The 25077-nt window shown below is 37.8% G+C and carries 20 protein-coding genes and 1 tRNA gene; 6 read left to right on the plus strand and 15 right to left on the minus strand.

Going from position 1 to position 25077, the window contains the following annotated elements; all coding sequences use genetic code 11:
* The first annotated feature begins 67 nt into the window (after positions 1-67).
* Both FB551_RS00865 and FB551_RS00870 read left to right on the plus strand, forming a co-directional pair.
* A complete protein-coding gene (locus FB551_RS00865; RefSeq protein WP_047432868.1) occupies positions 68-1645 on the plus strand; it encodes a Na+/H+ antiporter in 1578 nt (525 codons plus the stop codon).
* Positions 1646-2054: 409 nt separating this feature from the next.
* Entirely contained in the window at positions 2055-4799 is a 2745-nt protein-coding gene (locus FB551_RS00870; protein WP_142014085.1) for a beta strand repeat-containing protein, read from the plus strand.
* Positions 4800-5171: 372 nt separating this feature from the next.
* Here FB551_RS00870 and FB551_RS23640 read toward each other — a convergent pair whose 3' ends face one another.
* From FB551_RS23640 to FB551_RS00885, 3 genes are all read right to left on the minus strand, one after another.
* Positions 5172-5444 carry an acyltransferase family protein gene (locus FB551_RS23640; RefSeq protein ID WP_142018041.1) on the minus strand — a complete coding sequence of 91 codons (273 nt, stop codon included), beginning with the start codon at positions 5442-5444 and terminating at the stop codon, positions 5172-5174.
* A 158-nt stretch (positions 5445-5602) separates the two neighbouring features.
* Positions 5603-5682 (minus strand) — tRNA-Leu (locus FB551_RS00880).
* A gap of 92 nt (positions 5683-5774) precedes the next feature.
* Positions 5775-6542, minus strand: a complete 768-nt coding sequence (locus tag FB551_RS00885; RefSeq protein ID WP_047433369.1) for an MBL fold metallo-hydrolase — start codon at positions 6540-6542, stop codon at positions 5775-5777.
* Between the two features lie 54 nt (positions 6543-6596).
* On the opposite strand from FB551_RS00885, the gene FB551_RS00890 reads away from it, so the two are divergent.
* Together FB551_RS00890 and FB551_RS00895 are read left to right on the plus strand one after the other, a co-directional pair.
* Positions 6597-8024, plus strand: coding sequence for a hypothetical protein (locus FB551_RS00890; RefSeq protein WP_047432722.1), 1428 nt, complete (start codon positions 6597-6599; stop codon positions 8022-8024).
* Positions 8025-8037: 13 nt separating this feature from the next.
* Positions 8038-8487 (plus strand): GAF domain-containing protein, encoded by a 450-nt coding sequence (locus FB551_RS00895; protein WP_034692242.1) that lies wholly within the window; start codon positions 8038-8040, stop codon positions 8485-8487.
* Positions 8488-8539: 52 nt separating this feature from the next.
* Here the strand turns inward: FB551_RS00895 and FB551_RS00900 are convergent, their stop codons facing one another.
* From FB551_RS00900 to FB551_RS00915, 7 genes are all read right to left on the minus strand, one after another.
* Positions 8540-9007, minus strand: a complete 468-nt coding sequence (locus tag FB551_RS00900) for a cupin domain-containing protein (RefSeq protein WP_052187015.1) — start codon at positions 9005-9007, stop codon at positions 8540-8542.
* Positions 9008-9067: 60 nt separating this feature from the next.
* A complete protein-coding gene (locus FB551_RS00905; protein ID WP_142014089.1) occupies positions 9068-9808 on the minus strand; it encodes an ABC transporter substrate-binding protein in 741 nt (246 codons plus the stop codon).
* Positions 9809-9834: 26 nt separating this feature from the next.
* Entirely contained in the window at positions 9835-11157 is a 1323-nt protein-coding gene (gene mgtE / locus FB551_RS00910) for a magnesium transporter (RefSeq protein WP_047432715.1), read from the minus strand.
* 346 nt (positions 11158-11503) lie between these two features.
* On the minus strand, positions 11504-11653 hold the full coding sequence (locus tag FB551_RS23125) for a bacteriocin-like protein (protein ID WP_156106369.1): 150 nt from the start codon (positions 11651-11653) through the stop codon (positions 11504-11506).
* Between the two features lie 152 nt (positions 11654-11805).
* Positions 11806-11952 carry a bacteriocin-like protein gene (locus FB551_RS23130; RefSeq protein WP_156106370.1) on the minus strand — a complete coding sequence of 49 codons (147 nt, stop codon included), beginning with the start codon at positions 11950-11952 and terminating at the stop codon, positions 11806-11808.
* 32 nt (positions 11953-11984) lie between these two features.
* The gene (locus FB551_RS23135; RefSeq protein ID WP_167497809.1) at positions 11985-12125 is read right to left on the minus strand and encodes a bacteriocin-like protein; all 141 of its coding nucleotides are present in this window, start codon (positions 12123-12125) and stop codon (positions 11985-11987) included.
* Between the two features lie 561 nt (positions 12126-12686).
* Entirely contained in the window at positions 12687-13235 is a 549-nt protein-coding gene (locus FB551_RS00915; protein ID WP_142014092.1) for a pyruvate decarboxylase, read from the minus strand.
* Positions 13236-13408: 173 nt separating this feature from the next.
* Here FB551_RS00915 and rpsO point away from each other — a divergent pair, with 173 nt between their 5' ends.
* Positions 13409-13678, plus strand: coding sequence for a 30S ribosomal protein S15 (gene rpsO / locus FB551_RS00920; RefSeq protein ID WP_034692246.1), 270 nt, complete (start codon positions 13409-13411; stop codon positions 13676-13678).
* A gap of 267 nt (positions 13679-13945) precedes the next feature.
* Here the strand turns inward: rpsO and FB551_RS00925 are convergent, their stop codons facing one another.
* Both FB551_RS00925 and FB551_RS00930 read right to left on the minus strand, forming a co-directional pair.
* On the minus strand, positions 13946-14305 hold the full coding sequence (locus FB551_RS00925) for a DUF4260 domain-containing protein (protein WP_142014095.1): 360 nt from the start codon (positions 14303-14305) through the stop codon (positions 13946-13948).
* A 125-nt stretch (positions 14306-14430) separates the two neighbouring features.
* Positions 14431-15852: a sugar MFS transporter gene (locus FB551_RS00930; protein WP_047432709.1), complete on the minus strand. Its 1422-nt coding sequence runs from the start codon at positions 15850-15852 to the stop codon at positions 14431-14433.
* A gap of 437 nt (positions 15853-16289) precedes the next feature.
* Between FB551_RS00930 and FB551_RS00935 the strand changes: the two genes are divergently transcribed.
* Positions 16290-18548 (plus strand): polyribonucleotide nucleotidyltransferase, encoded by a 2259-nt coding sequence (locus FB551_RS00935; RefSeq protein WP_142014098.1) that lies wholly within the window; start codon positions 16290-16292, stop codon positions 18546-18548.
* A 318-nt stretch (positions 18549-18866) separates the two neighbouring features.
* On the opposite strand, the gene FB551_RS00940 is transcribed toward FB551_RS00935, so the two are convergent.
* The 3 genes from FB551_RS00940 to FB551_RS00950 all read right to left on the minus strand — a co-directional run bounded on the left by FB551_RS00940 (position 18867) and on the right by FB551_RS00950 (position 25076).
* Positions 18867-21284: a TonB-dependent receptor gene (locus FB551_RS00940; RefSeq protein WP_142014101.1), complete on the minus strand. Its 2418-nt coding sequence runs from the start codon at positions 21282-21284 to the stop codon at positions 18867-18869.
* 6 nt (positions 21285-21290) lie between these two features.
* On the minus strand, positions 21291-21731 hold the full coding sequence (locus FB551_RS00945; RefSeq protein ID WP_142014104.1) for a MarR family winged helix-turn-helix transcriptional regulator: 441 nt from the start codon (positions 21729-21731) through the stop codon (positions 21291-21293).
* A gap of 102 nt (positions 21732-21833) precedes the next feature.
* Entirely contained in the window at positions 21834-25076 is a 3243-nt protein-coding gene (locus FB551_RS00950) for a M1 family aminopeptidase (protein WP_142014107.1), read from the minus strand.
* Position 25077 lies beyond the last annotated feature (1 nt).

Genomic DNA, 25077 nt, shown 5'->3' on the forward strand with positions numbered 1-25077 from the left:
GACTAAAACCGGTAAAGGATTAAATTTTTAAAAATTTGATATATATTTAAGTCTCTAAATTTTTCCTATGCTTAAAAACTTTGAATTTTACCTGTTCCTGGTTTTCTTAATTACTATGCTGATCATGCTGGCTAATAAGATTAAAGTAGCATATCCGGTTTTACTGGTATTGGCCGGACTTGTCATAAGTTTTATTCCCGGGGTGCCACCTGTTAAAATAGAGCCCGAATTATTATTTATCATCTTCCTGCCTCCATTATTATACGAAGCGGCATGGTCAACCTCATGGAAAGAACTTTGGAGATGGCGCAGGATTATTTTCAGCTTTGCTTTTGTAGTGGTCTTCTTTACCGCACTGTCCGTTGCTGCTTTTGCTAATTATTTTATTCCCGGGTTTTCTCTCGCTCTCGGTTTTTTATTGGGCGGAATTGTTTCTCCACCTGATGCTGTGAGCGCCGGAGCAATTTTAAAATTTGTAAAAGTCCCGAAAAGGCTGGCTTCTATTCTGGAAGGCGAAAGCTTGCTGAACGATGCTTCTTCTTTGATTATTTTCAGGTTTGCCATGATCGCTGCTGCAACCGGGCAGTTTGTCTGGCATGAAGCAGCCGGAAGTTTTGTATGGATGTGCTTAGGAGGCCTGGGAATAGGACTTGTGATTGCATACGTTTTTCTGAAAATCCATAAAATGTTGCCTACCGATTCAAATATAGATATTCTGCTGACTTTTATCGCGCCGTTTTCTATGTATCTGGCGGCAGAACAACTTCATGCATCCGGAGTTCTGGCCGTGGTAACCGGAGGACTGTTTCTTTCTTACCGGAGTCATGATTTTCTAAGCAGTGCATCCCGGATACGTACCGTAACAGTATGGGAAAGTCTTTGCTTTCTGTTGAACGGGATCGTTTTTATGCTTATCGGCTTAGATTTACCGGAAATTGTTTCCGGCTTAGGTGACACTGATATTTATACTGCGATAGGCTATGGAATTGCAGTCACTGTGGTGCTGATTATTGTCCGAATTTTAGCAGGATATGGTGCGTTGATAACAACCTTAATTATGAGGAATTTTATTACCGTTGCCGATCCACAGTCACCGGGCTGGCAAACTCCCCTGATTATTGGATGGACCGGTATGCGGGGTGTAGTTTCCCTGGCAGCAGCTCTTTCCATTCCCATGACTTTAGATGACGGGTCTCCGTTTCCGCAAAGAAATATGATCCTGTTTATCACATTTATTGTAATCCTGTTGACACTGCTTTTACAAGGACTTACGCTTCCTTTTTTACTTAAGAAATTTCCGCCGGTAGACCGCGATTTCATAAGAAGTGCGAAAGAGATAGATTACGACATTCAGAACAGTCTGGCAAAAGTAGCCCTTGAAAAAATCCGCAACGACTATGCTGATAAAATAGAAAGCTTTCCGGCGTTGAAGGATCAGTTACAGAAATATGAAAATCAGTTGAGCAGTTCTGAAATTATTTTAAATTACGAAGAATACAGGCATATTTATATTGACATTCTCAACACCCAAAGAAACTGGCTCATCCATAAAAACCGCGAAGAACTTTTACTGGATGAAAATATCATCAGAAAACACCTGCGGCTATTGGATCTGCAGGAGGAAAGATTGAATATGAAAGGCTGATACTGTTTTAAATTACAATTTAGGCTGGGAATAAAAAGAATTTGAGCGCATGGCCAGTACGCAAAAGCCAGAGGATTCAGTATTAAAACAGCTGTTAAGAATTCTTTTTTTTGTACAATTGGACTAGGGGATTAGTGGAAGGCTTGTGGAGTGAGTGTAACGTAAATTTTTTCTATAAGATAAAATAGTTGTTGGAATTCTTAAGAATTATAGTTGTTTTATATTATTTGAATATTCAGATGTATTTTTTGTTATTGAATTTCAGTTTATTATTTGTTTTGTTGCATGCTTGATATGCTGATGTTGTATCTTTGATGTAGTGCTTATCTTGTTGTAGCTCTGGTTTGTTTTTAGTTTTGCCATATCGAATTTAGAATGTCGATATTATTAAAAATTAAAACAAAAATTTATGAAAAAAAAAGTATTACCAGTGGTGATATTGTTGCTTGCTTTTTGCAAAGTACGTTCACAAGTAGGTATTAATACCACCAGCCCGGCTGCTACTTTTGATATCAATGCCAAAAATGCAACAGGCACTTCTACCAATGTAGATGGTGTTCTGATTACCAGACTGGACCGACAGAGAGCTCAAAGTATGACAGGTGTTCCTACTTCAACCCTAATTTATGTAAACAGCGTAGCTACCGGAACGCAAACGGGTACTGCTGTGAATATTGATGCCGTTGGCTATTATTATTATAATGGTTCCGTATGGACAAAGCTGGCCAATCCCGTTAATATCTATAATGCAGACGGGACCCTTACCGGAAACAGAACCGTAACACAGGGAGCTAATACTTTAGCATTCACAGGGACAAAAACCAATGCATTCTCTGTGAACGGGAAAAACTTTTCCGTAGATGCAGCGAACAGCAGAGTGGGAATCGGTACCATAGCTCCTGCTTCTTCCCTGTCTGTGCAAAACAGTTCGGGAGCTACAAACAGTACCATTTCTGCAGGAATTGAAAATTGTGGTGCTGCATGTCTGCAAGGAATAGCAAGAAATATTACGCTTTATAATTTAAACAGCACCGGTGGGCAGTTTGCTGAGCTGGGGTTTATTCCGTCAACATCTGAAACAGGACTTTCCGGAGCCAGCATTACAGGAATTGACCGTGATGCTGCCAACAGCTATGCCGGGTTACAGTTTTCCACCAGAAATGCAACAGACTACGCACCAAGACTGACGATCAAATCCTCAGGAAATGTGGGTATCGGTACAACGAGCCCTACCAATAAACTTCAGATTGAATCCACCACAAGCGGAGCTTTGAAAATCGTAGATGGTACCCAGGGTACAGATAAGGTGTTAACATCCGATGCCAGCGGAGTGGCAACATGGAAAGCTTTGCCGGCAGCACCTGCATCTGCCAATATTTATAACACAGACGGCACTTTAACAGGAAACCGTACCGTTACACAGGGAGCCAATACCCTTGCCTTTACAGGAACACAAACCAATGCATTTTCTGTGAACGGAAAAAACTTTTCCGTAGATGCAGCGAACAGCAGAGTGGGAATCGGTACCATAGCTCCCGCTTCTTCTCTGTCAGTCCAAAACAGCCCGGGAGCGACAACAAGTACCATTTCTGCAGGAATTGAAAATTGTGGTGCTGCATGTCTGCAAGGAATAGCAAGAAATATTACGCTTTATAATTTAAACAGCACCGGCGGGCAGTTTGCTGAGCTGGGGTTTATTCCGTCAACATCTGAAACAGGACTTTCCGGGGCCAGCATTTCAGGAATTGACCGTGATGCTGCCAACAGCTATGCCGGGTTACAGTTTTCCACCAGAAATGCAACAGACTACGCACCAAGACTGACGATCAAATCCTCAGGAAATGTGGGTATCGGTACAACGAGCCCTACCAATAAACTTCAGATTGAATCCTCCACAAGCGGAGCTTTGAAAATCGTAGATGGTACCCAGGGTACAGATAAGGTGCTAACATCCGATGCCAGCGGAGTGGCAACATGGAAAGCTTTGCCGGCAGCACCTGCATCTGCCAATATTTATAACACAGACGGCACTTTAACAGCAAACCGTACCGTTACACAAGGAGCCAATACCCTTGCCTTTACAGGAACACAAACCAATGCATTTTCTGTAGACGGGAGCACCTTATCAGTGGATGCTGCCAACGGCCTTGTAGGCCTTGGTACCACAACCCCTGATACGAAACTTACCATCAGTACGCCTGATAGCAGCTTTGGATTAAATCATACCAATGGTACAGTTAACTTAAAAACGTATATCGGAGGAGGGGCAGCTACCGTGGGAACCACTACTGCTAATGATCTGAGGTTTATGACCAATAACACCCAAAAAATGACTGTTACTTCAAGTGGAAATGTAGGAATAGGCACAACAACACCCAATACTAAGCTGACTGTTAGTACAGCTGATAATAGCTTTGGTATTACACATACCAATGGTACAGTTAGTCTGGAAACTTATATTGGAGGAGGATCGGGCTACGTGGGAACCACTACTTCAAATACCCTGAATCTGATGACCAATAACAGTCCCAAAATGACCATTACTCCTACAGGAAATGTCGGCGTAGGAACTTTAACGCCAGGGGCCAGATTAGAAGTAAATTCTGGTACCGCCAATGTTTCAGGATTGAAGTTTACGAATCTAAACTCGTCTTCACCCACGGGAACGGGACAAGCTATTGGGGTGGATGCGTCAGGTAATGTTATTGCAGTATCTACAACGGCCCAGGTATCAACAACTGAAAATGCAGTTAGTAATGTTCCTGGCTCACCAACCTTTAGTGTGAATGATCTGGGGTATACTCCTGTTCCGGGTACTGTTCAAAATATTACAATACCAGCAGGTGGTAAGGCTTTATTTATTAATTTTATGCTGGGTATCGATTATTACTCGTTACCTTCAGGTGGTGGTACAGGCTTTTATCAGGCTATTCTGTTTATAGATAATGTAGCTACAAATGTTTACCAGACAGTTCAGGAGTCAGGGCCAGGTGCTCAGGCACAGTTCAATTTATCCTCTGTTAAATTTTTAACTGCCGGCAATCACATGCTATACATAGCAATGATCAGACAATATAATAACGGAACTGCGTCCGGAGCCAATATGGCTTGTACTCCGATATCTGTTTCTTTTAACTCAACATATATTAATTAAATTTTACAAGTATTCGTATTATAATCAGTCAGTAAAAATAAACAGTTAATAGAATCTTCAATTACTGATGATGGTACTGAAAAATATAATGTAAAATAAAGATAACCCCTGAAAATAGTTTTCAGGGGTTTTTATCTGAAAAATTCTATATGTCTGATAATAAAAATAAAAGCTCTGACATCTTTTATTTTTTATAGGTTTTTTACCGACATCGGAATTAACCGTTATTCCTCAAGAAACTATAAAGCAGAAGCTGGTTTATTCTTGCCTAATAAGCTGAAGTATAATACGTAACATATACTTAGTGGCTTTAAGTTACCTGATAAAACTATTATTCAGCTTTTCTATTTCTGGAAATTATTTAATGGAGTATTATTTATTGAGAAATCTCTTTTCAACCAGGTTGTAAAAAATAGTTGTTACAGGTATGATTAAAATAAAGATCGAAACAAATATAATCCATTGCCGGGTATCATTGGTGAGATCAAAGTTTTTCAATAAATAAAGGTTTGTAATTGCAAGGAGCGGTCCATGTATAAGATATAAGCTATAGGATATTTTTCCTAAAAATTCTAATGGTTTGTTTTCAAGAATAAGGATTGATTTTTCTGTTGTTTTTTTATAAGTAATATTTCTACTTTTTATTGAAGAATCTGGTTAGACTTTGATCATTACAGGGATTCAGAAAACAATCTTGAGCCTATATACTCAATATTAAAATTTGGAATTATGAGGGATCAGTCTTAAGATGTAATATTTAAAATAAAAACCTCTGAAAATCAAATGATTTCAGAGGTTTTTTGTACCCAGGACCGGGATCGAACCGGTACTCCTAAGAACTGGTGTTTGAGACCAGCGCGTCTACCAATTCCGCCACCTGGGCTTGATGTTGATGACAAACCTGATGTTTGTTTCAAATTGGTGTGCAAATATAGGAACTTTTTTCAATGTTCAAAAGCTTTTTGAAGAATTTTTTTAAAAATTAAGTTCCAGACCATCGTAGGCAAGGTGTATTCCGGATGGAAGCTCCTTATCTTCAATATCATGCAGTCCCAGATGATGACTGATGTGGGTTAAAAATAATTTTTTAGGTTTTAGCTCTTCAAATAATTTAATAACATCGGGAAGGATAAAATGAGCAGGATGGGGATCAAATTTTCTGATGCAGTTTAAGATCAGAACGTCCAGATCTTTCAGTTTTTCCTTCTCTGTTTCAGAAATAAAACCGGCATCCGTAATATAGGCAAGCTTTTTAAACTTATATCCAAACACGGTAATTTTATAGTGAATGACCTCTACAGGAGTAATTTCCGTATCCAATACCTGAAAAGGTTTATTTTCAATTTCATGAAGTTCAAAAGCAGGCGCTCCGGGATATCTTACATCCGCAAAAGCATAAGGAAATCTGTTTTTTATTTCATGAGCCACTCTTGAATAGCAGTAGAGGGGAACATCTTTTCCACTCTTAAAAATCAGTGGCCGCATATCATCCAATCCGATGACGTGATCATTATGTTCATGGGTAATCAACGCAATGTCTACGGTATGTTCGTGGTTGGTAAGCATTTGCTGCCTGAAATCCGGTCCGCAGTCGATCAGTATTTTTTTATTTTCCTCCGTAGTAATCATTACGGAAGAACGTAAACGTTTGTCTTTGGGATTTTCTGAAGTACACACTTCACATGTACAGCCTATAACGGGTACACCTTGTGAAGTACCGGTTCCTAAAAATTTCAACTTCATTTTGTTTTGAGGTTGGTTTAATTTTGGTAAATTTACAAAAAATTTCATGTCCTAATGTATCAGAAACTAACTCCTAAACAAAAAGCATTAACAATTAATCTAGATCCTACTATTTATGGTACTTTCGCAGAAATTGGAGCAGGGCAGGAGACTGTTCGCCACTTTTTTAGAGCAGGAGGAGCTTCCGGTACGATTGCTAAGGCAATGTCTGCTTATGACAAAGATTTTAGTGATGCCATCTACGGAAAAGAAGTAAAAAACAGGTACGTTACCCAAAACAGGCTTCGCAAAATGCTTCGATATGAAGTAGCTTTGATTGAAGAGAGAATTTCAAGAGATAATAATCCGGATAGAAAATTCTTTTCTTATGCCAATACAGTAACAACTATCAATTTTGATAAGACTGTAAAAGGCCACGGCTGGGTAGGGATCCGTTTTCAGACTAAAGAAAATGAAGATTACAATGAGATCGTTATCCACGTAAAATTCAAAGAAAATGATGCTACCCTTCAGCAGGAAACTTTAGGAAACCTTGGGGTAAACCTTATTTTCGGAGCCTTTCATTATTTTGACAATCCGAGAACTTTAGTAGAATCTCTTTACGATGATATTGCAAAAGATAATCTGGAAATTGATATGATCGACTTCAGCGGACCCGCTTTTGCTTACGTTGATAACAGACTGATGTCTCTTCAATTGGTAAAGAATGGAATGACTGATGCAGTGATCTTCAATTCTCAGGGAAGTAATATGCTTCCGGCAGATGTTTTGTACAAGAAAAATATTTTCGCGGTAAGAGGAAGTTTCAGACCGGTAACGAAAGTCAACATTGATATGCTTAAAAACGGTATGGATATGTTCTTCAAAGATGCTACCTGTACCCATGAAGAAACAGAAGTCCTTATCGAAATCACTATTTCCAATCTGAGAGCAGACGGAGATATTGATGAACGGGATTTCCTGGATAGAGTAGACATTCTTGCCAAACTGGGGTATACTGTTATTATTTCAAACTTCTCTGAATATTACAGACTGATTGATTATTTTGCCTCTTACACAAGTGGAGATATCGGAGTAGCGATGGGGGTAAATAATATGCTGATGGTATTCGATGAGAAATATTATAAAAATCTTTCAGGAGGAATTCTTGAAGCATTCGGTAAGTTTTTCAGAAACGGAATGAGAGTATACCTGTATCCTTACAAAGATCCGGAAACTCATCAGCTGTTGGATTCTTCCAACCTGAAGGTAGAAGAAAATCTGAAAGAATTATACAAATATTTCAAACACAACAACCGTATCGTAGATATTACGAATTATAATCCGGAGTTTTTGGAAATTTATTCCAGAGAAATATTGAGAAAAATTGCATGTTGTGTGAAAGGCTGGGAAACTCAGGTTCCGGAAGGCGTAGCAGAAATGATTAAAGAGCGCGGAATGTTCGGATATAAAGAAGAACTTTCCCTAAAACAATTCTCTTAAAAATATAAATACAATGTCAGAATTAAAGAAAAGACTTTCCTCAATTCTTGAAAGTCCCAAACATAATACAGAAGAAAAACTTGAAAAAGTCTGCCACCTGTTGGATCAGGAAATTCCTTACTTCAACTGGACAGGTTTCTATTTCAAAAACGGAGATAAGGATGAATTGATTTTAGGCCCTTATGTGGGAGCACCTACAGATCATACAATTATTCCTTACGGAAAAGGTATCTGTGGTCAGGTTGCAGTTTCTAATGAAACATTTGTAGTTCCTGACGTACATGAAGAAAGCAATTATTTAAGCTGTTCCATTGATACAAAAGCAGAGATTGTAGTTCCGATTTTTAAAGACGGAAAAAACATTGGTCAGATTGATATTGATTCTCATACGATCGACCCTTTCACGAAAGAAGACCGTGAATTGTTAGAATGGCTTTGTAATGAAGTTTCTAAGATTTTGTAATCGAAACTTACTGTAAAAAAATAAAAACTCCGGCTATATCAGCCGGAGTTTTTTATGGATTGTTGGTAGTAATCACAAACATGATTAAAGGCTCATCTCCCGTATTTTCAATAGAATGATAGCCTATAGAATTGATAGCCGTAATATCACCTTTTTGAAGTACTTTCTTACGTATTGCTCCATCGGTTCCGGTTCTTTCACGGTATTCTCCGTTTCCATGTACCACAACGTACAGTTCCTGTTCATTTCTTTGGTTGTGTGTGTGAAACCCGGATTCATCACCATTGTTCAGTAAAACCATATAGGCGGCCAAACGATTATTGGCAAGTTCTTCCTGATCAAACATCTGTATCATGTATACCGTACCGTTTCCTCCATACATATTTTCGCGTTTGTCTACACGTGTAATGGTTCTTTCTTCTTTTTCAAACGCCATTACATACAGGTGAATATATTTTGAAACCTCCTGTAGTACGTGATCAAATTCTGCTCCTTCAGATAATATAACTGTACCAGACATGTGAATTGAATATTTAAAGTTTAATGTTTAGGGTTTAAAGTGTAAAGATGAGGTGAAAAACTAACTTTGCTGCATTGAATGAATTTCTGTGAGAAGTTCTTTAAAATAATTCTCGCATTTGGCAATATGGGTTCCATACCAGGAAAAGGCTTCACCATCTACAATCATTATCTTTTTGTCAGGATAGAAAACCTGGAGTTCCTCAATATGTTTTTCTTTAAACGGAAAAGGTTCGGACGAAAGCATAATGACATCCGCATCTGCTAGGTCTTCAGTGGTGATTTGAGGATAACGGGTTTTGTCTTTAAAAATATTTTCAAAACCAATTTCAGTTAAAATCCTGTGAATAAAAGTATCGGAACCAATGGTCATATAAGGATTTTTCCAGATAAGATAAGCTGCTTTTATCGGAGTTTCCAGTTTTGCCTGATTCAGGACATCATAAATTTTAAGATTGAAAAGCTGTGCTCTGTCTTCCTTTCCGAAAAGCTTTCCGAGGTTTTTAAGCAGATAATAATTGTCCTCAATCGTGTCAATATTGGTTACCATTACCTTATAATCGTCCATCAGAGCTTCTACCTGTTCTTTTACATTTTCTTCCTTATTGGCAAGAATAAGATCCGGCTGTAGAGCTTTAATTTTCTCAATATTGATATTCTTAGTTCCTCCGATGACGGCAACATTTTTTATTTTATCCTGAGGATGAATACAGAATTTTGTTCTTCCTACCACTTCATTTTCGGTCAGTCCAAGGTCAAATAAAGCCTCAGTAATAGAAGGTACAAGTGAAACGATTTTCATATTGGCATGTTAGATGATGCCTAAAATTACAAAAGTTTTCCGGTTAAGAAAAGTCCGGCTACGGTAAAATAGATAATAAGTCCGGTCACATCCACTAATGTTGCTACAAACGGAGCAGAAGAAGTAGCAGGGTCGAGATTTAATTTCTTTAAGACAAACGGAATCATAGAGCCTGATAATGTTCCCCACAATACAATGGCAATCAGGGAAACAGAAACACTCAGTCCTACGTAGACCCAATATTGTCCGTAATCAAACAAACCAATCTGCTGCCAAAGCATAATTCTGATAAATCCGATCACTCCTAAAATTGCTCCGAGACATAATCCGGAGATAATTTCTTTTTTCATGACGTACCACCAATCTTTCAGACTGATTTCCTGCAGCGCCATGGCTCGGATAATCAACGTTGCAGCCTGAGATCCGGAATTTCCTCCACTGGAAATAATCAAAGGAACAAATAGAGCGAGAACAACTGCTTTTTCAATTTCTTTATCAAAATATCCCATCGCAGAAGCAGTCAGCATTTCCGAAACAAATAAAATAATCAGCCAGGTAGCTCTTTTTTTAATCATTTCTGTCCATGAAGTCTGGATGTAAGGAAGATCCAATGCTTCCAATCCCCCGAACTTCTGGATGTCCTCCGTGTTCTGCTGTTCAATCTGATCGAGAATGTCATCAATTGTCACAATTCCTACCAGAACACCGGCTTCTGTAATAATAGGAAGAGCACCACGGTCATACTTTTCGAAATAAGTTACCGCATCTTCTTTGGACGTAGTGGTAGTAATCGCCACGAAATGATTGTCTGTAATGTCGGAAACCAAAGTATCTTCCTCTTCCAGCAGTAAGGTTCCGATGGCAAGGTCATCAATTAAGCGGTTCCTTTCATCCACCACATAAAGGTAGTTCATGGTTTCCACTCTTTTTCCTACCTTTTTGATCTGCTGAAGACATCTTTTTACCGTCCATTCCTTACGGATCTGGATATAGTAAGGCGTCATCAGACGGGCAATCGAATCCGAATTGTAACCAAGAAGCTTTAAAGCAATCCTTCTTTCCTGCGGATTAAGATGATTAATGGAATACTTGATCAGCTCATCCGGGAAATCCTCGAAAAGAGCAGTCCTGTCATCCGGAGTCATAGCATTCAGGATTTCAGAAACTTCATCGCTTCCGATACTTCTGATGGTTTCCTCCTGAAAATCGGGATCAAGGTGTGAAAAAACTTCTGCTTTGTATTCTTTCGGAACCTTCAGGAATGCGAGCAGCCTCTCATCAGCAGGAAGTTCGCTGAGTGTTTCGGCAATATCGGCAGGGTTGAAGATAAGTTCGTCTCTAGAATTCAAAACGTGAAATTTTTTGGATATGCAAAAATAATTCAAATTTTTAAGACTGAGCAATAAACTGGCAAAATTAAGGATTAATTAAAGTTTAATGCTTCAGAATAAGGGTAAAAAAAACACCCGCCGAAACGGATGTGCAAAAATTAAATTTTAAATTCCAATATTCTTTACATTGGTTCGCATTCTGAGGTGGGAATGTAGATGCAGACAGCGTTTGTACAGCATTGATAAGGGCCACAATCTGAATTGTCACCACATTTTTTTATTCCACTTCCTTTAATGTTTTTTTGTTCCAGCCTGTTAAGCTTCTTAAGATTTAAATTCTTCATATGATATGATTATATTTAAATTAAGGCTCTATCATGCAGTCATGGTCAAGGCATTCTCCATTACAGCAATATCCAACAGAACAAGGTCTTGTAATGCTGCATCTGAACGGTCCGATACCACCATTAATTTGCTTGGCGGCTTCTCTGCTGAGTTTTTTTAGATTTTTCATAGCGTTATAGTTTGGATTTAATGTCAGACTAAAATAGTAAATATTTCTATATTATTCATTTACGAGTGAAAATATTTTACTCTAAATCAGTGTTTTATTGATGTTTTAAATAAAAAACACCTACGAATGCAGGTGTCTGTAATGATCATATATTATTCCAGCGGACATGGATTGACAACACAGATGTTGTGACAACATGATCCTCCCGGACATTCGTAATGTTCTGTACATCTTTTGAAAGGTCCGCTGCCTTTAATTTCTTTTTGTACTTGTCTGCTGAGTTTTTTTAGATTTTTCATGAGTTTTGATTTTTATGATTTGATTTTATCTTTTATTCAAGGCAGATGAAGGGTGAACAGATTCCAAAACAGCACCATCCGACAGCACAAGGATTCGTTTCGCTGCATCTTTCCATGGATCCGCCATTAATTTGTTTCGCTTTTTCCCGACTGAGTTTCTTTAAATTTTTCATGAGATTTTGGTTTTAATGTTAGTCTAAAATAGTAAAAAATATTTAATAAATCATTATTTGGCGAAAATATTTAATTGTTAATCAGTTGTTTATAGTGTTTTTTAAATAAAAAGCACCTGTTCTTAAGAGTGAACAAGTGCTTTATTTAACATGAAAATATTTATAATTCGGGACATGCGTAAGCAATACATACTCTGTGACAGCACGAGCCTCCGGGACATTCAAAATGATATTGACATTTTTGGAGGTGTATGATACTTCCCAGGATTTCTTTCCGGCTTTCTCTGCTCAGTTTTTTTAGATTTGAATTTTTCATAATTATTTAGATTTAAGATGAAACTAAACTAATGAAAGTTGTCAAATCATTGATATACATGGAGATATACTACAGGTTGAAGTCTATAAATGTATTATGAATGATAAATGATAAATGATAAATGATAAATTTGTCCGATAAGCCATGAATCTTCCTGACAAAATTCACGATTGACTTGCGAAGCAAAATTGACTATTGATGATAAAAGGCTGTGTGTTTCAACCTTAAACTCAAAACCTTAAACCCTAAAGCTCTGCTTCCGTCGATTTCAGCTTTCTCAGTTTTTTTATGATTCCTTTGATCGCTCCTTCGGTTCCTATTTTAACAGAGTTGGTGGTAGAACCCAGCAGGCGCATATTTTTGCGGTAGGTATCATGATCGGTTTCGGTGACAAGCGTTCCGTCAGCACCAAAGAGTTTCATACTCACAACCACCTGATTGGAGAAAACATACTTGCCAAATCCTACTTTGAAATATCTCACTTTGGAGACAATAGCAAAATCTGCATCATTGTTCAGACAGTAATCGGCAATAGTTTGCTTATCTATACTGTCGAAGGGAACCTGAACTTCAGCGCGGAGCATTTTATTTCTTCTGTTACTGAAGTTATCGGTAACGGCATCAAAGAAAGCGTTGTTGGTAGGGTCTTTTATTTCGTCAATATCAGGCTCTACCTCAGGATTGAAGTAAAGAACTTTTTTTATTTTATCATCAGCATTCTTCTGGGCTTTTACCGAAGTAAATCCGATGAATAAAAAAGTAGTAACCGCTGTAAAGAATATAATTTTTTTCATTTGTAATTCGTATGCAAAATTACTGCCTTTTCGTTGGATTGCATACAATTTGTTAAGAAATTTTTAACATTTTTTTCTATCAAATTTGATATATGAAATCAATAATGTTTGCAGAATCAAAAAATAGTCGTAATTTTGCACCCGTTACATAATAATCATTAAACAATATTGGAATGTACTTAACAACAGACAAAAAGCAGGAAATTTTCGCAAAACACGGGAAATCTGCACAAGACACAGGAAGTGCTGAAGGACAAATCGCTCTTTTCACTTTCAGAATCAATCACTTATCTCAACACCTAAAGGCTAACCGTCACGATTTCAACACAGAGAGATCTCTAGTGAAATTGGTAGGTAAGAGAAAAAGTTTATTAGATTACCTTAAAAACAAAGATATCGCAAGATATAGAGCAATTATTGCTGAACTAGGTTTAAGAAAATAATCTATAAAGATTTTCAAAATAAAAAGCAACTTCGAAAGAGGTTGCTTTTTTGTTTATACTACAAAGAGTTTTTAATAGCAAAAGGTAGATAGACCATCGTTACCATTGTGTCATCCAGTAGAAATCCCGCCGCATGAAACCAACAAGAAAAGCATCAACAGAAATTCAATCCTGACCAAAAATATCAACTGAAGGTGCGATAATTCCCCTCCCTTGGAGGGGTGGCGGAAATTCAAAGAATTTTTGACGGGGTGGTTTTCAACATCACTACTCGGCCTTCTTCCCAATCCTTTCCAAATGCGTATTCTGAAAACTATCCGGATACTTCAAACCGTACCCCAGAATTCTGTCAAACACAGAATGAGCAAATAAAATAGTGCCAGTCATCTGTAAATAGGGTAGAGACAAAGCTGTTCCTGCAAAGTAAACGATAATAGCCATTCCAAAATGATGGAAGAGGTTATAGCAAAAAGCACCCACTTTTGCATTCACTGTATATCCCAGCATAGAAATGTCCGGTGCAAGGAAAAGTCCGGCAAACCACCACCAGGAATATCCGGTCTGTGCAAAGGCATAGATTCCTGACAGTAGAAATACTGCATATTCAAGCTTTAACTGTATTTTCATAATAATAGTGTCTGTTGATAAGATAAGTTCTTTTTTCTGATGAAAAGTTACATTTTAGAATTGGAAAAAAGAAAGCGGAATATCATTGAGATATTCCGCCTATACATTTTGATTTGATTTTGATTTTAATGACCTGATTTGGTTTCTGTAGTTTCTACATGACCCAGATATTTGGTACAGTAAGCCCCGAATATCAGAATAACCAGATAGCAGAATACAGGGATAATAAACGAATGCTGTACTCCAAACTGATCTGCAAGATATCCCTGGAATATCGGAACAATAGCTCCTCCCAGAATAGCCATTACCACTAAAGAAGATCCCTGGCTGGTATATTTACCCAATCCTGAAATCGCCAGTGTGTAAATATTCGAGAACATAATAGAGTTGAAAATTCCGATCCCTAAAATACTGTACATCGCCAGCTCTCCATGATTTACCATAGCAGAAATTAACAACGCAACATTGATGGCGGCAAAGATGGATAATGTTCTTGCCGGAGCTGCTTTACCTATGAAAAAGGCAATAAAATTAAGGATGATAAACACAATGAAAAAGCTGATCTGGCTGAAAGTAAGATTGACAATACTGAAAATCACAAGGAAAACGGCTGCTGCTGCTCCCAGCATATATAGAGCCTTTTTTTGCTGACTTAAAGACTGGTTTAAAGAAATAGCTCCGAGAAAACGGCCAATCATCGCTCCTCCCCAATATAAAGAAAGATAATTTTTACTGATGATCTCATTAAAACCCATAATCTGTGGCTGCTCCAGGAAACTGATGATAAAACTTCCTACGGCAACTTCTCCTCCTACATAGCAGAACATGGCGAATACCCCGAATTTCAGGTGGCTGAATTCAAGGGCTCCCCAACCTTTTACAATCTCCTCTTCTCCCATCTGGAATGAAGGAAGTTTAACTCTGGAAATCAATAAAGCAACCAGTAAAAGGATCCCTGCAAAAATAAGGTAAGGAATTCTTGTCGCTACCGCACTGAAAGATCCGTCCGGAGAAGAGAAAAATTCAAAAATAAGATGACCTCCAAGTACCGGGGCAATCGTTGTTCCGAACGCATTGAAAGCCTGAGTCATATTCAGTCGGCTGGATGCAGATTCTTCACTTCCCAGCAGGGAAACATAAGCATTCGCGGTAATCTGCAATACTGTAAAGCCTAGTCCTAAAATAAACAAAGCACCCAGAAACAGAGGGTAATATGAAAACGTAGCTGCCGGGTAGAACAGAACACAGCCCAATGCCGCGAGAAAAATTCCGAACAGAATTCCTTTTTTATAGCCTAATTTATTGATGGGATCTCCTTTGGTAATGGAGATGATGAAATAAATCAGTGATCCGATAAAGTAAGCTCCGAAAAAACAGAACTGTACCAGCATGGATTCGAAAAAGGTAAGATTGAATAGTTGCTTCAGATACGGGATCAGGATATCATTCATACAGGTGATGAATCCCCACATAAAAAACAGCAGGGTAATGGTAATCAACGGAACCGTATAATTCCTGCTTTGAGATTGTACTTCTTTATTAATCATAAACATTTATTTATCTGGATAAGGATAATTCCTTAACTTTTTTAACCTACAGCATTGTAATTGGTGAAGTAGGGCAAATATAGGGATCAGCCTATTGGTTTGCAATAATTTTACTAATTTTTAAAATGAAACATATACTTTTTTCAGATCAATGTGTTATTTTCATTTTTTGAGACAATAATACAAAAACAACAGGATTTTTCAATACATTATCCTCAAAAAAGTACTTTTTATTTTCATAAATGGTGAATAAGTTCACATTAATGATATAAATTTTCAGACATTCATCAATTGATAGCCAATTTTTTGTATTTTAAGCGCCTATTTAAGCAATCGAAAAATTTAATATATCATTATTATATAGTACCTTTGCAAACGAAAATTTAAAGAGTTTAAATATTAATCATACTCAATACGGAGTATAAAGAAGCAAATTTATGAGTATACCTCAAGCGTTTACAGAAACGATTATCCTTGCAGACGGCAGGGAAATCACTATTGAAACGGGAAAGCTGGCTAAGCAGGCTGACGGATCTGTAGTGGTGAAATGTGGTGGAACTATGCTTTTAGCAACAGTTGTAGCCAACAAAGAAGCAAATCCTGGTGTAGACTTTTTACCATTAACGGTAGATTACAGAGAAAAGTTTTATGCAGGTGGAAGAATTCCTGGAAATTTCTTCCGTAGAGAAGCAAAACCATCTGATGATGAAGTGCTTACAATGAGATTGGTGGACAGAGTATTGCGTCCTCTTTTCCCTGAAGATTTCCACGCAGAAGTACAGGTGATGATCTCATTAATTTCTTACGATAAAGAAGTAATGCCTGAAGCATTGGCAGGTTTGGCAGCTTCTGCAGCGATTGCCATTACAGATATCCCTTTCAACGGACCAATGTCTGAAGCAAGAGTAGTAAGAATTGACGGTCAGCTGGCTGTTAACCCAAGTTATGAGAATTTATTAAAATCAGATATCGACATTATGGTTGGAGCTACTAAAGACTCCATCGTAATGGTAGAAGGAGAAATGAAGGAGATCTCTGAGCAGGAAATGCTTGAAGCCATCAACTTCGCTCACGCTGAGATCAAAAAACAGATCGAAGCTCAGGAGAGATTAGCTGAAAAAGTAGGAAAATCTTTCCCTAAAAGAGAATACAACCACGAAGATCACGATGAAGAAATTCGTGAAAAAGTATGGAAAGAGTGCTATGATAAAGTATATGAAGTAGCAAAAACTCCATCTAACAAAGAAGAAAGAGGAGAGAAATTCAAAGCGGTTCTTGCAGATTTCTTAGCGCAGTATGCTGAGAATGAAGAGGAATTGGCAAGAGTAACTCCTTTCGTTAAAGTATATTACCACGATGTAGAGAAAGAAGCAATGCGTCAGATGATCCTTGAAGACAATATCCGTCTTGATGGTCGTGATCCTCAAACAATCCGTCCGATCTGGTCAGAAATTGATTACCTTCCGGGAGCTCACGGTTCTGCAGTATTTACAAGAGGAGAAACTCAGTCTTTGACGGCGGTAACTCTAGGTTCTGTAAAAGATGCGAACATGATCGACAGCGTAATTACGCAGCACGACGAAAGATTCTTCCTACACTATAACTTCCCTCCATTCTCTACTGGTGAAGCAAGACCTTTAAGAGGTACTTCAAGAAGAGAAGTAGGACACGGAAACTTAGCTCAAAGAGCTTTAACAGCAGTAATTCCGGCAGAAAACCCATATACAATCAGAATTGTTTCCGATATCCTGGAATCTAACGGTTCTTCTTCAATGGCAACAGTTTGTGCAGGTACATTAGCATTGATGGATGCAGGGGTTCAGATTACAAAACCTGTTTCAGGGATTGCAATGGGTCTGATCACCGATACAAAATCAGGTAAATTTACTGTACTTTCTGATATCCTAGGAGATGAAGATCACCTTGGAGATATGGACTTCAAAGTAACAGGTACTGCAGACGGTATCACAGCTTGTCAGATGGATATCAAAATCCAGGGACTTTCTATGGATATCATGGAGAAAGCTTTGATGCAGGCTAAAGACGGAAGATTACACATCCTGAACAAAATCACAGAAACAATCTCTCAGCCAAGAGCAGACGTGAAGCCTCACGCTCCGAAAATGGTGGTAATGGAAATTCCAAAAGACTTCATTGGAGCTGTAATCGGACCTGGTGGAAAAATTATCCAACAGTTACAGAAAGATACGGATACGGTTATTGCTATCGAAGAGATGGGAGAAATCGGACGTATCGAGATTTCTGGTACAGACAGAGAGAAGATCAATGCTGCTATTGCAAGAATCAATGAGATTACTTTCGTACCGGTTGTAGGTGAAGTTTACAAAGGTAAAGTAGTGAAAGTAATGGACTTTGGTGCATTCGTGGCTATTGCTAAAGGGACAGAAGGACTTCTTCATATTTCTGAAATTGAATGGGCTCGTTTAGACAAAGTTCCTTATGCAGAAGGTGATGAGGTAGAAGTGAAGTTCATGGGTTACGATGACCGTAAGAAAATGAAACTTTCCCGTAAAGTTCTTTTACCAAGACCTCCAAGACCGGAAGGACAGGGTAGACCTGAAGGGCAGAGAAGACCAGAAGGACAAGGCAGACCAGAGGGACAAAGAAGACCTGAAGGACAGAAACCACAAGGTGAAAAGCCAGTGGAAAACCAAACTCCATCTAACGAAGCTTAATAAGATTTATTCTTAAACATAAAAAATCCCTCAATTTGAGGGATTTTTGCTTTTTATACCATAAGTTATAAGTTGGAAAACGCAGAGGCGCAAAGTAATTTTAATTTTATATTGATTAGGGCGCAAGAAAATCGAAGATTTTCAGCAAGCATATTGTTTTATTTTTTTGCATTTGCTTTGCCTGCCCAATCGTGAGAGACTAAAATACAGGTACAGTTATTTGGTGCTTCAATTTTATCGAAGATAAAATCTTTGCGTCTTAAAGACAGTATTTTATTTCTCCTTCTTGGCGTCTTTGCGTTTTCCAACTTCTTACAATTAATTTCCCACTCTCTGCTTCAGATCCTCCGCGCCTCCTGTTTTTCTGGGCTGACCGTTTTTGGAAGAACCAAAATTATAAGTATAGGAGAGGGTTGCCACGCGTGTATCTCTTTTTACGGCAAAGTTTTCTAAATAATCATTGTAAACTGTCTGCCCCTTGATATTGCTGGTAATGAATACGTCTGTAAATGACAGTTTCAGAACACTGTTGTTCTTAAACTTCTTCTGAGCTCCGATATTAAGATACCAGTTCGGGCTCACATTCAGATAAGCATAGATTTCTCTGGCTTTGTAATTTCCGGTAAGTTCGGCAGTGAAGCCATTGCCCAGTTTAAAGGAATTAATACTGTTGATGCTGAAGGTAAAATTCCCTTTATTATTGATCTGTGTTCCGGAGACATTTCCGGTATATGAACCATAGTAGAAATTGGCGCTGTTGTTCATTTCCCACCATTGGGTCACCTTTACAGGAGCAATCAGGTTTAACCCGAAATAAGAAGCAGAATTGAGGTTTTCAATGGTCTGTACGGTTACTGTTTGCCCGTTTTCTATGACAGGTTTTAAGATGTCTGTGATATTGTCAGAATTCCTGCTGTAGCTCAAAGTAGCAAAATATTTATTATTCAGACTGTAGGTTAGTTCATAATTCATCGTGATTTGTGGTTTCAGATCAGGATTTCCTGCTTTCAGGGTGGTAGGATCAAGATAGAATTTAAAAGGATTCAGCTGGTTGTAGCTTGGTCTCGTAATTCTTCTGCTCAGATTGATTTCAAGGTTACTTTTCTCTGTCAGATCATAACTCAGAACAGCGCTTGGGAACAGTTGGGTATAATTTCTTTTGTTGATTTGACTGGTGGTAATCTGAGTTCCTTTTACATTCGTATTCTCAAGCCTTAAACCTCCGGTAGCTTTAAATTTCTCCCATTTTTTGGATACATTTCCGTACACTGCATTAATGTTTTCTTCATATATAAAGTGATTGGTTTTCCCGAGATCCGGAATAGGGACACCAGAACTGGCATTGAAGAACTTCAGATCGTTGTCTGTTTTCACAAAACTGGTTTTCACCCCGCTTTCCAGCTTCCAGTCGTTGCTGAAATTTTTCGTAAGATCAGATTTTAAAGAATAGATATTCAGTTTTCCGTCCATGTCACCCTTGATAATGTCAAGGTTGTCTGTACCGCTGGAAATATCATGGGTACTGGTATCAAAGCGCTGTAAAGATGAGTTGGAGTAATTGATATAGTCAAAATCGGTAGAAATATCAGACCCCAGCGAATCAATCGTGTATTTATGATTAAGATTGAATGAAACATTGGTCCAGCGGTCATTCGATCTGTTGACCGTTGTGAATGTGCTTTCCGGAAGATAGTTGCTGCCCAGCGTGACGTTGGAATTATCTCCGTTGATATTGAATTTGTTGGAAACCAGTCCTACAGAAAATCCTAGCACATTCTTGTCGTTGAGATAATAATCCATTCCCGCTTTGGCCACATGACTGTTAAATTTGAATTTCAGATAATTATCCTGTACATATGCTTTTTTGAAGGTATTGGCTTCATAAAAATTTCTGTCGAGAACCAATCCATTGTAAGCTTCCCTGTAAGCAAAGCTATAATTTCCGAAAATATTGATGTTTTTATTCCTGTGATTAATGCTGAAACTATTGTTGTTTTTCACATATTTCCCCGATCCTAAAGAGCTGGAAATACTTCCATTAGTTCCTCTTCGCTGCTCTTTTTTAAGTTTAATATTGATGATTGCAGATCCTGCAGCATCATACTTTGAAGAAGGATTGGTGATGAATTCTATTTTTTCAATAGTAGAAGAAGGAATCCCTTTCAGGTAATTGGCAAGGTCAGCTCCCGTCATCGGTGTATTTTTACCGTCGATTTGGATCAGAAGATTTCCTTTACCACGAAGACTGATATTATCGTTGTTATCAATATTCACTCCCGGAGCTTTTTCCAACACTTCAAAAGCAGAATTTCCGGTGCTGGCAATACTGTTTTCAACGTTCATGATCATTTTTCCATCCTGTCTTTCGATAAGAGGCTTGGTTTTCGTAATGGTAACGCCTTCAATAGATTTTACATTAAGATCAATAGGATTGAGGGTCTTATTTTCGGTTAATGAAATATTTTCTGAGTGATAAACCTCAGTACCGTTTTTATTAATTTTTACCTGATAAGTTCCTTCTTTCAAATCATTAAAATTGAACTTACCGCTGTTATCAGCAATTTCTGTTTTGATCAATTTCTGATCAGCATCAAAGAGATTGATCTCCATCTGCTCTGTTTTGTCGGATTTTATGTTTCCTGACAAAGTCAAACTCTGTATTGCCTGCTGGGCAGAAATCCTGCTGCTGAAAAGCGTCAGCAGGCAGGCAATAATAAGTGAGAATATTCTGGTCATAGCGTTTTACTTTTTAGGGTTAAGACAGTTTTCTGAAATTTTCAGTAAAGCTGAATACATCACTTCCAGTTCTTCTTCCCTGATTCCCTTCAAAGCAGTTTTACGGTTCTTCTCTACAATATTCTGAACTTCTTTGATTACTTTTACCCCGGAATCTGTCACTTCCAGATTGGTTTTTCTTCGGTCTTCAGGATGAACTTTTCTGATAATGTATTCGCATTTTACCATTAAATCAATAATCCTCGTGACAGAAGCATTGTCCTTAAAAACAAGATCACCAATTTCGTTCTGGGTAATTCCCGGGTTTTCCAGAATCGCTTTGATGATAAGCCACTGATCGATCGTAATCGTGTAACCATGGGCTTTCAGCTGCCGCTGAGCATAGTTTCTGTAGGCTCTGATTGCTTTGTCTATGTTGTAGAATATAATTGAATTTAACTTTTCCATATTTTCAGATTTAAAATGATGTATCAATTATTGATATATCAATTAATTAGTAAATCACCATTTTACTTTGTTACAATTCCTGAAAAATATTTTCAAAAAAAATTAAAAACTATCACCGGATTCTTTGGGTTTTGCCTTTACAGAAGCAGTTTCACGCCCCGAAGTAAAAGTTATATTTTCTATAGATTTGAATAATCTGTCAATCTGTTTTCTGGTGGAAACATCCGGAGCAGCCTTATAAAACTCATTGATCAAATCTAATGAACGTGGTTTTTTGGGGTACTGGTTGTTGCTTAGAAAATTTTTCAAAGCCAGATTCACTTTATTTTCACCGATTAAATTACTCAGCTGTACCATGGCTGCAGCTCCTTTGGAATAGGAAATATGAGTAACGTCTCCCGTAGCTTTATAGATCGGAACATTTTCAGACAGTCCCTTTTCATTATCGTAGATCTGTTGATGTACTTTGATTCTTTCCATCATTTTTTCTCTGCCATGCATTTTTTTGTAGATCATCATTTCGGTATACATGGCAAGGGTTTCAGTAAGCATTACAGCACCTTCTCTGTCATCAGGGTTGATCCGACTGTTTCCCCACCAGAGATGGGAAAGCTCATGCCCGGCCAGTTCATTGATGACATCCTGTTTTTTGTCTGCCTGTATATTAGCGTGGAAAATCATGTCTTCCGGCATAAAAATCGAAGAAGGGTAAGCTGTAGCCGCAAAGCCTCTGGTAAAAGAAGAAATTTCTGCAAAATTGATGGTTTTAAAAGGGTATGGACCAAAGTTTTGCTGACAGTAATCTAAAGTAAGCTTTGCATTTTCAAGAAGGTGATTAACGTTTTCAAAGTGTTTCTGATGATAAAAAATATTGATGATAATTCCTTTATAGTTCTCACTTTTGATCTCATATTCTGCTGATGAAACGGCAAACCGGAAAGGAATCTGATCTGCTTTATATTTAAAATAATGACGGATGGATTGTGACCATTTCTTTACCAGATCTCCTGTGCCTATGGCTGTTTGGTTACCTTCGGTAGAAACAGTCATAGTAAGATTGATAAAATTCCTTTTTTGTGCTTCAGGAGCTTCCGGTTTCTTCAATTCCGTAAGTTTTCCAAGGTTGAATTGGCTGCGTTGCTTTTCATCCTGAATTTCATTATCCTTTTCGTAACCAATCGTAGGATAATATCTGCTGATCCTCATAAAAGATCCGTTTTCAATAATGGCATTGAAAGACTGATGACCGTTGACAGCAAACCATTGATAAGAGAGTGTAAAATTAAGAGAAGCTGTTTTACCTGGTTGAAGAGGCTGTTGTAATGATACTTCGGTTATATTTTTATGAATCTTTGTCATCTCATTACCAGACCTCATTACAGCAGATTCAATTTTTAAATCCTCATTAAAATTGATCAGAATCTTATTGATGGGCTGGTTAGTTTGATTTTTAAGGGTATATTTTCCAATAATCTGATAAGCATTTTTTGAAGGATACAGTTTAATTTCTGTAGCAATGTCAGTGATGTCAGGTTGTGGAATATTCTCATATTTCCTGTATTTTTTTTCATAGTCTACAGAGTGCAGAATGGCCTGGTTTTCATTTTTTGGAACATAACCTTTCATAAACAATACTCCGGCAAAGATTCCTGAAACGAAGAGAAGAATACTAAAACCAGATGCAATTGCAGGTGTTTTTTTGAATTTTATAGTGCTGTTAAGTATCCATAAAATACTGATAATACCAGTTCCGAATAATAGTCTTTGAGCAAAGGCTTTTTCGTAGATTCCATAGCCGCTGAAATCACTGTAAGTTCCTTTAAAATCTGAAAATATTCTGAAGAGAGGATAGGTGATTAATTTTGCGGAAACGAGACCTGATAATACAAAAACGGCAAGAACAGAAACTCCAAGAGCAATGAATTTATTGGGAATCCTGTCATTAATTAAAAGAATCAATCCTGAAAAGAGCATTAAAGGGAAAGTATTGAAAAGAAAAACACCGAGATAAGCATTCCAGTCGATATGAAAATACTGGTAAGCAGCCTGAAAAACAATTCCCTGAACAATTAAAATTCCGGTAAAGAAAAACAGGAGGAAGCTGATGGAAAGAAAATGTCCGGTTAACCGGTTTTTGGAAAAATAAGTGCTGTTTTCAATAAGATAAAATCCTGAAGATTGGCTTCTCCAATACATATCATTCAGAAAATAAGCTGAAATCAGTAAACCAAGCAGATGAAAGTTTTCCGAGATGGTTGTTGCCATAAGTCCAGACCCGGCATACTTCTGCGGAAGACGGATTCCCTTTTCAATTTCGGCATACATTTCCATCCCAACGCAAAATAACAGCAATATGGAAACAGCAGGAACAGCAACACTTTTAAAGAGATAGGTAAGATCTGTTTTGGCAAAAGAAAGTACAGACCGGAATGAACTCTTCCAGCTAAAATCTGGGTTCACTGTGGAATAATCCGCTTTATTGGTTTCAGATAATGACAGAGCAATTCCTGATATTTTTACTTTTCGTCCGGAAATACCGGAGAAAGAAAACAATCTTAATGAAAGAAGGAGAAGTCCTGTTGAGATCATGAAAAATAGGAGCCTGTTGAACAAAAGATATCCTGTAAAAGGAACCATCTGACTATTTTTATGATGTGCTGTAAGACCACGGGCTTCCATGAAATAAGCAGATAATCCAAACGGATCAATCAATGCTGAAAACTGCTGTGTTTCCAATGACTGCGGAAGACTTCCGGCCATAAAGGGCGAATTGGAAAACAGTAAAATGATCATATAAAAAACATATAGAAGCAGTCCGCCTACGACAACCAGCAGTTTCCTTTTTACAGTGAATGCAATGAAAAACAGAAAGCTACAGACAACCAGACTGTTGATGAAACCAAATATAAACAAAGGATACACATAGTGGATGATCGCAAAACCTTCCTGCATTTCACTTCCGGTGCGCATCACCTGACCTGTTATAAATCCGGTTATCAGTAAAGAAAAGCTTAAAAATGTCTGTAGAAAATACACATAGAATTTCCCTTTCAGATAGGCGGATTTTGACAAAGGAAATGAAAACAGAATACTGTCAAATTTTGAATCCTGATCTTTAAAAAGCAGCTGTAATGCGTAAACAGTCGCTAAAAAAATCACGGCAAGGCTCAGCATTCCGGTCATAAAACCGATGGTGTAAGGAGAGTTTAAATAAATACCTTCTCCTACCGAAAGATTGAACTGGCTTCCGCAAAAAATACCGACAGCTACTAAGAGTAAAGCCACAAGATAGGCGAGCCAGTGCTTGGAAGAGCGTCCGGCTTCGAATAAAAATATCGTATTCATG

The sequence above is a fragment of the Chryseobacterium aquifrigidense genome (assembly GCF_006716485.1).
GTDB classification, from domain to species: Bacteria; Bacteroidota; Bacteroidia; order Flavobacteriales; family Weeksellaceae; genus Chryseobacterium; species Chryseobacterium vietnamense.

What these genes read in the sequence shown, in the direction of transcription:
- FB551_RS00890 (WP_047432722.1), top strand. Translation starts at nt 6,597, where the DNA reads ATGTATCAGAAACTAACTCCTAAACAAAAAGCATTAACAATTAATCTA.
- FB551_RS00885 (WP_047433369.1), bottom strand. Translation starts at nt 6,542, where the DNA reads ATGAAGTTGAAATTTTTAGGAACCGGTACTTCACAAGGTGTACCCGTT.
- FB551_RS00935 (WP_142014098.1), top strand. Translation starts at nt 16,290, where the DNA reads ATGAGTATACCTCAAGCGTTTACAGAAACGATTATCCTTGCAGACGGC.
- FB551_RS00865 (WP_047432868.1), top strand. Translation starts at nt 68, where the DNA reads ATGCTTAAAAACTTTGAATTTTACCTGTTCCTGGTTTTCTTAATTACT.
- FB551_RS23135 (WP_167497809.1), bottom strand. Translation starts at nt 12,125, where the DNA reads ATGAAAAATTTAAAGAAACTCAGTCGGGAAAAAGCGAAACAAATTAAT.
- FB551_RS00895 (WP_034692242.1), top strand. Translation starts at nt 8,038, where the DNA reads ATGTCAGAATTAAAGAAAAGACTTTCCTCAATTCTTGAAAGTCCCAAA.
- FB551_RS00945 (WP_142014104.1), bottom strand. Translation starts at nt 21,731, where the DNA reads ATGGAAAAGTTAAATTCAATTATATTCTACAACATAGACAAAGCAATC.
- FB551_RS00905 (WP_142014089.1), bottom strand. Translation starts at nt 9,808, where the DNA reads ATGAAAATCGTTTCACTTGTACCTTCTATTACTGAGGCTTTATTTGAC.
- FB551_RS00940 (WP_142014101.1), bottom strand. Translation starts at nt 21,284, where the DNA reads ATGACCAGAATATTCTCACTTATTATTGCCTGCCTGCTGACGCTTTTC.
- FB551_RS23130 (WP_156106370.1), bottom strand. Translation starts at nt 11,952, where the DNA reads ATGAAAAATCTAAAAAAACTCAGCAGACAAGTACAAAAAGAAATTAAA.
- FB551_RS00930 (WP_047432709.1), bottom strand. Translation starts at nt 15,852, where the DNA reads ATGATTAATAAAGAAGTACAATCTCAAAGCAGGAATTATACGGTTCCG.
- FB551_RS00900 (WP_052187015.1), bottom strand. Translation starts at nt 9,007, where the DNA reads ATGTCTGGTACAGTTATATTATCTGAAGGAGCAGAATTTGATCACGTA.
- FB551_RS00870 (WP_142014085.1), top strand. Translation starts at nt 2,055, where the DNA reads ATGAAAAAAAAAGTATTACCAGTGGTGATATTGTTGCTTGCTTTTTGC.
- FB551_RS00915 (WP_142014092.1), bottom strand. Translation starts at nt 13,235, where the DNA reads ATGAAAAAAATTATATTCTTTACAGCGGTTACTACTTTTTTATTCATC.
- FB551_RS00925 (WP_142014095.1), bottom strand. Translation starts at nt 14,305, where the DNA reads ATGAAAATACAGTTAAAGCTTGAATATGCAGTATTTCTACTGTCAGGA.
- rpsO (WP_034692246.1), top strand. Translation starts at nt 13,409, where the DNA reads ATGTACTTAACAACAGACAAAAAGCAGGAAATTTTCGCAAAACACGGG.
- FB551_RS23125 (WP_156106369.1), bottom strand. Translation starts at nt 11,653, where the DNA reads ATGAAAAATCTAAAAAAACTCAGCAGAGAAGCCGCCAAGCAAATTAAT.
- FB551_RS00950 (WP_142014107.1), bottom strand. Translation starts at nt 25,076, where the DNA reads ATGAATACGATATTTTTATTCGAAGCCGGACGCTCTTCCAAGCACTGG.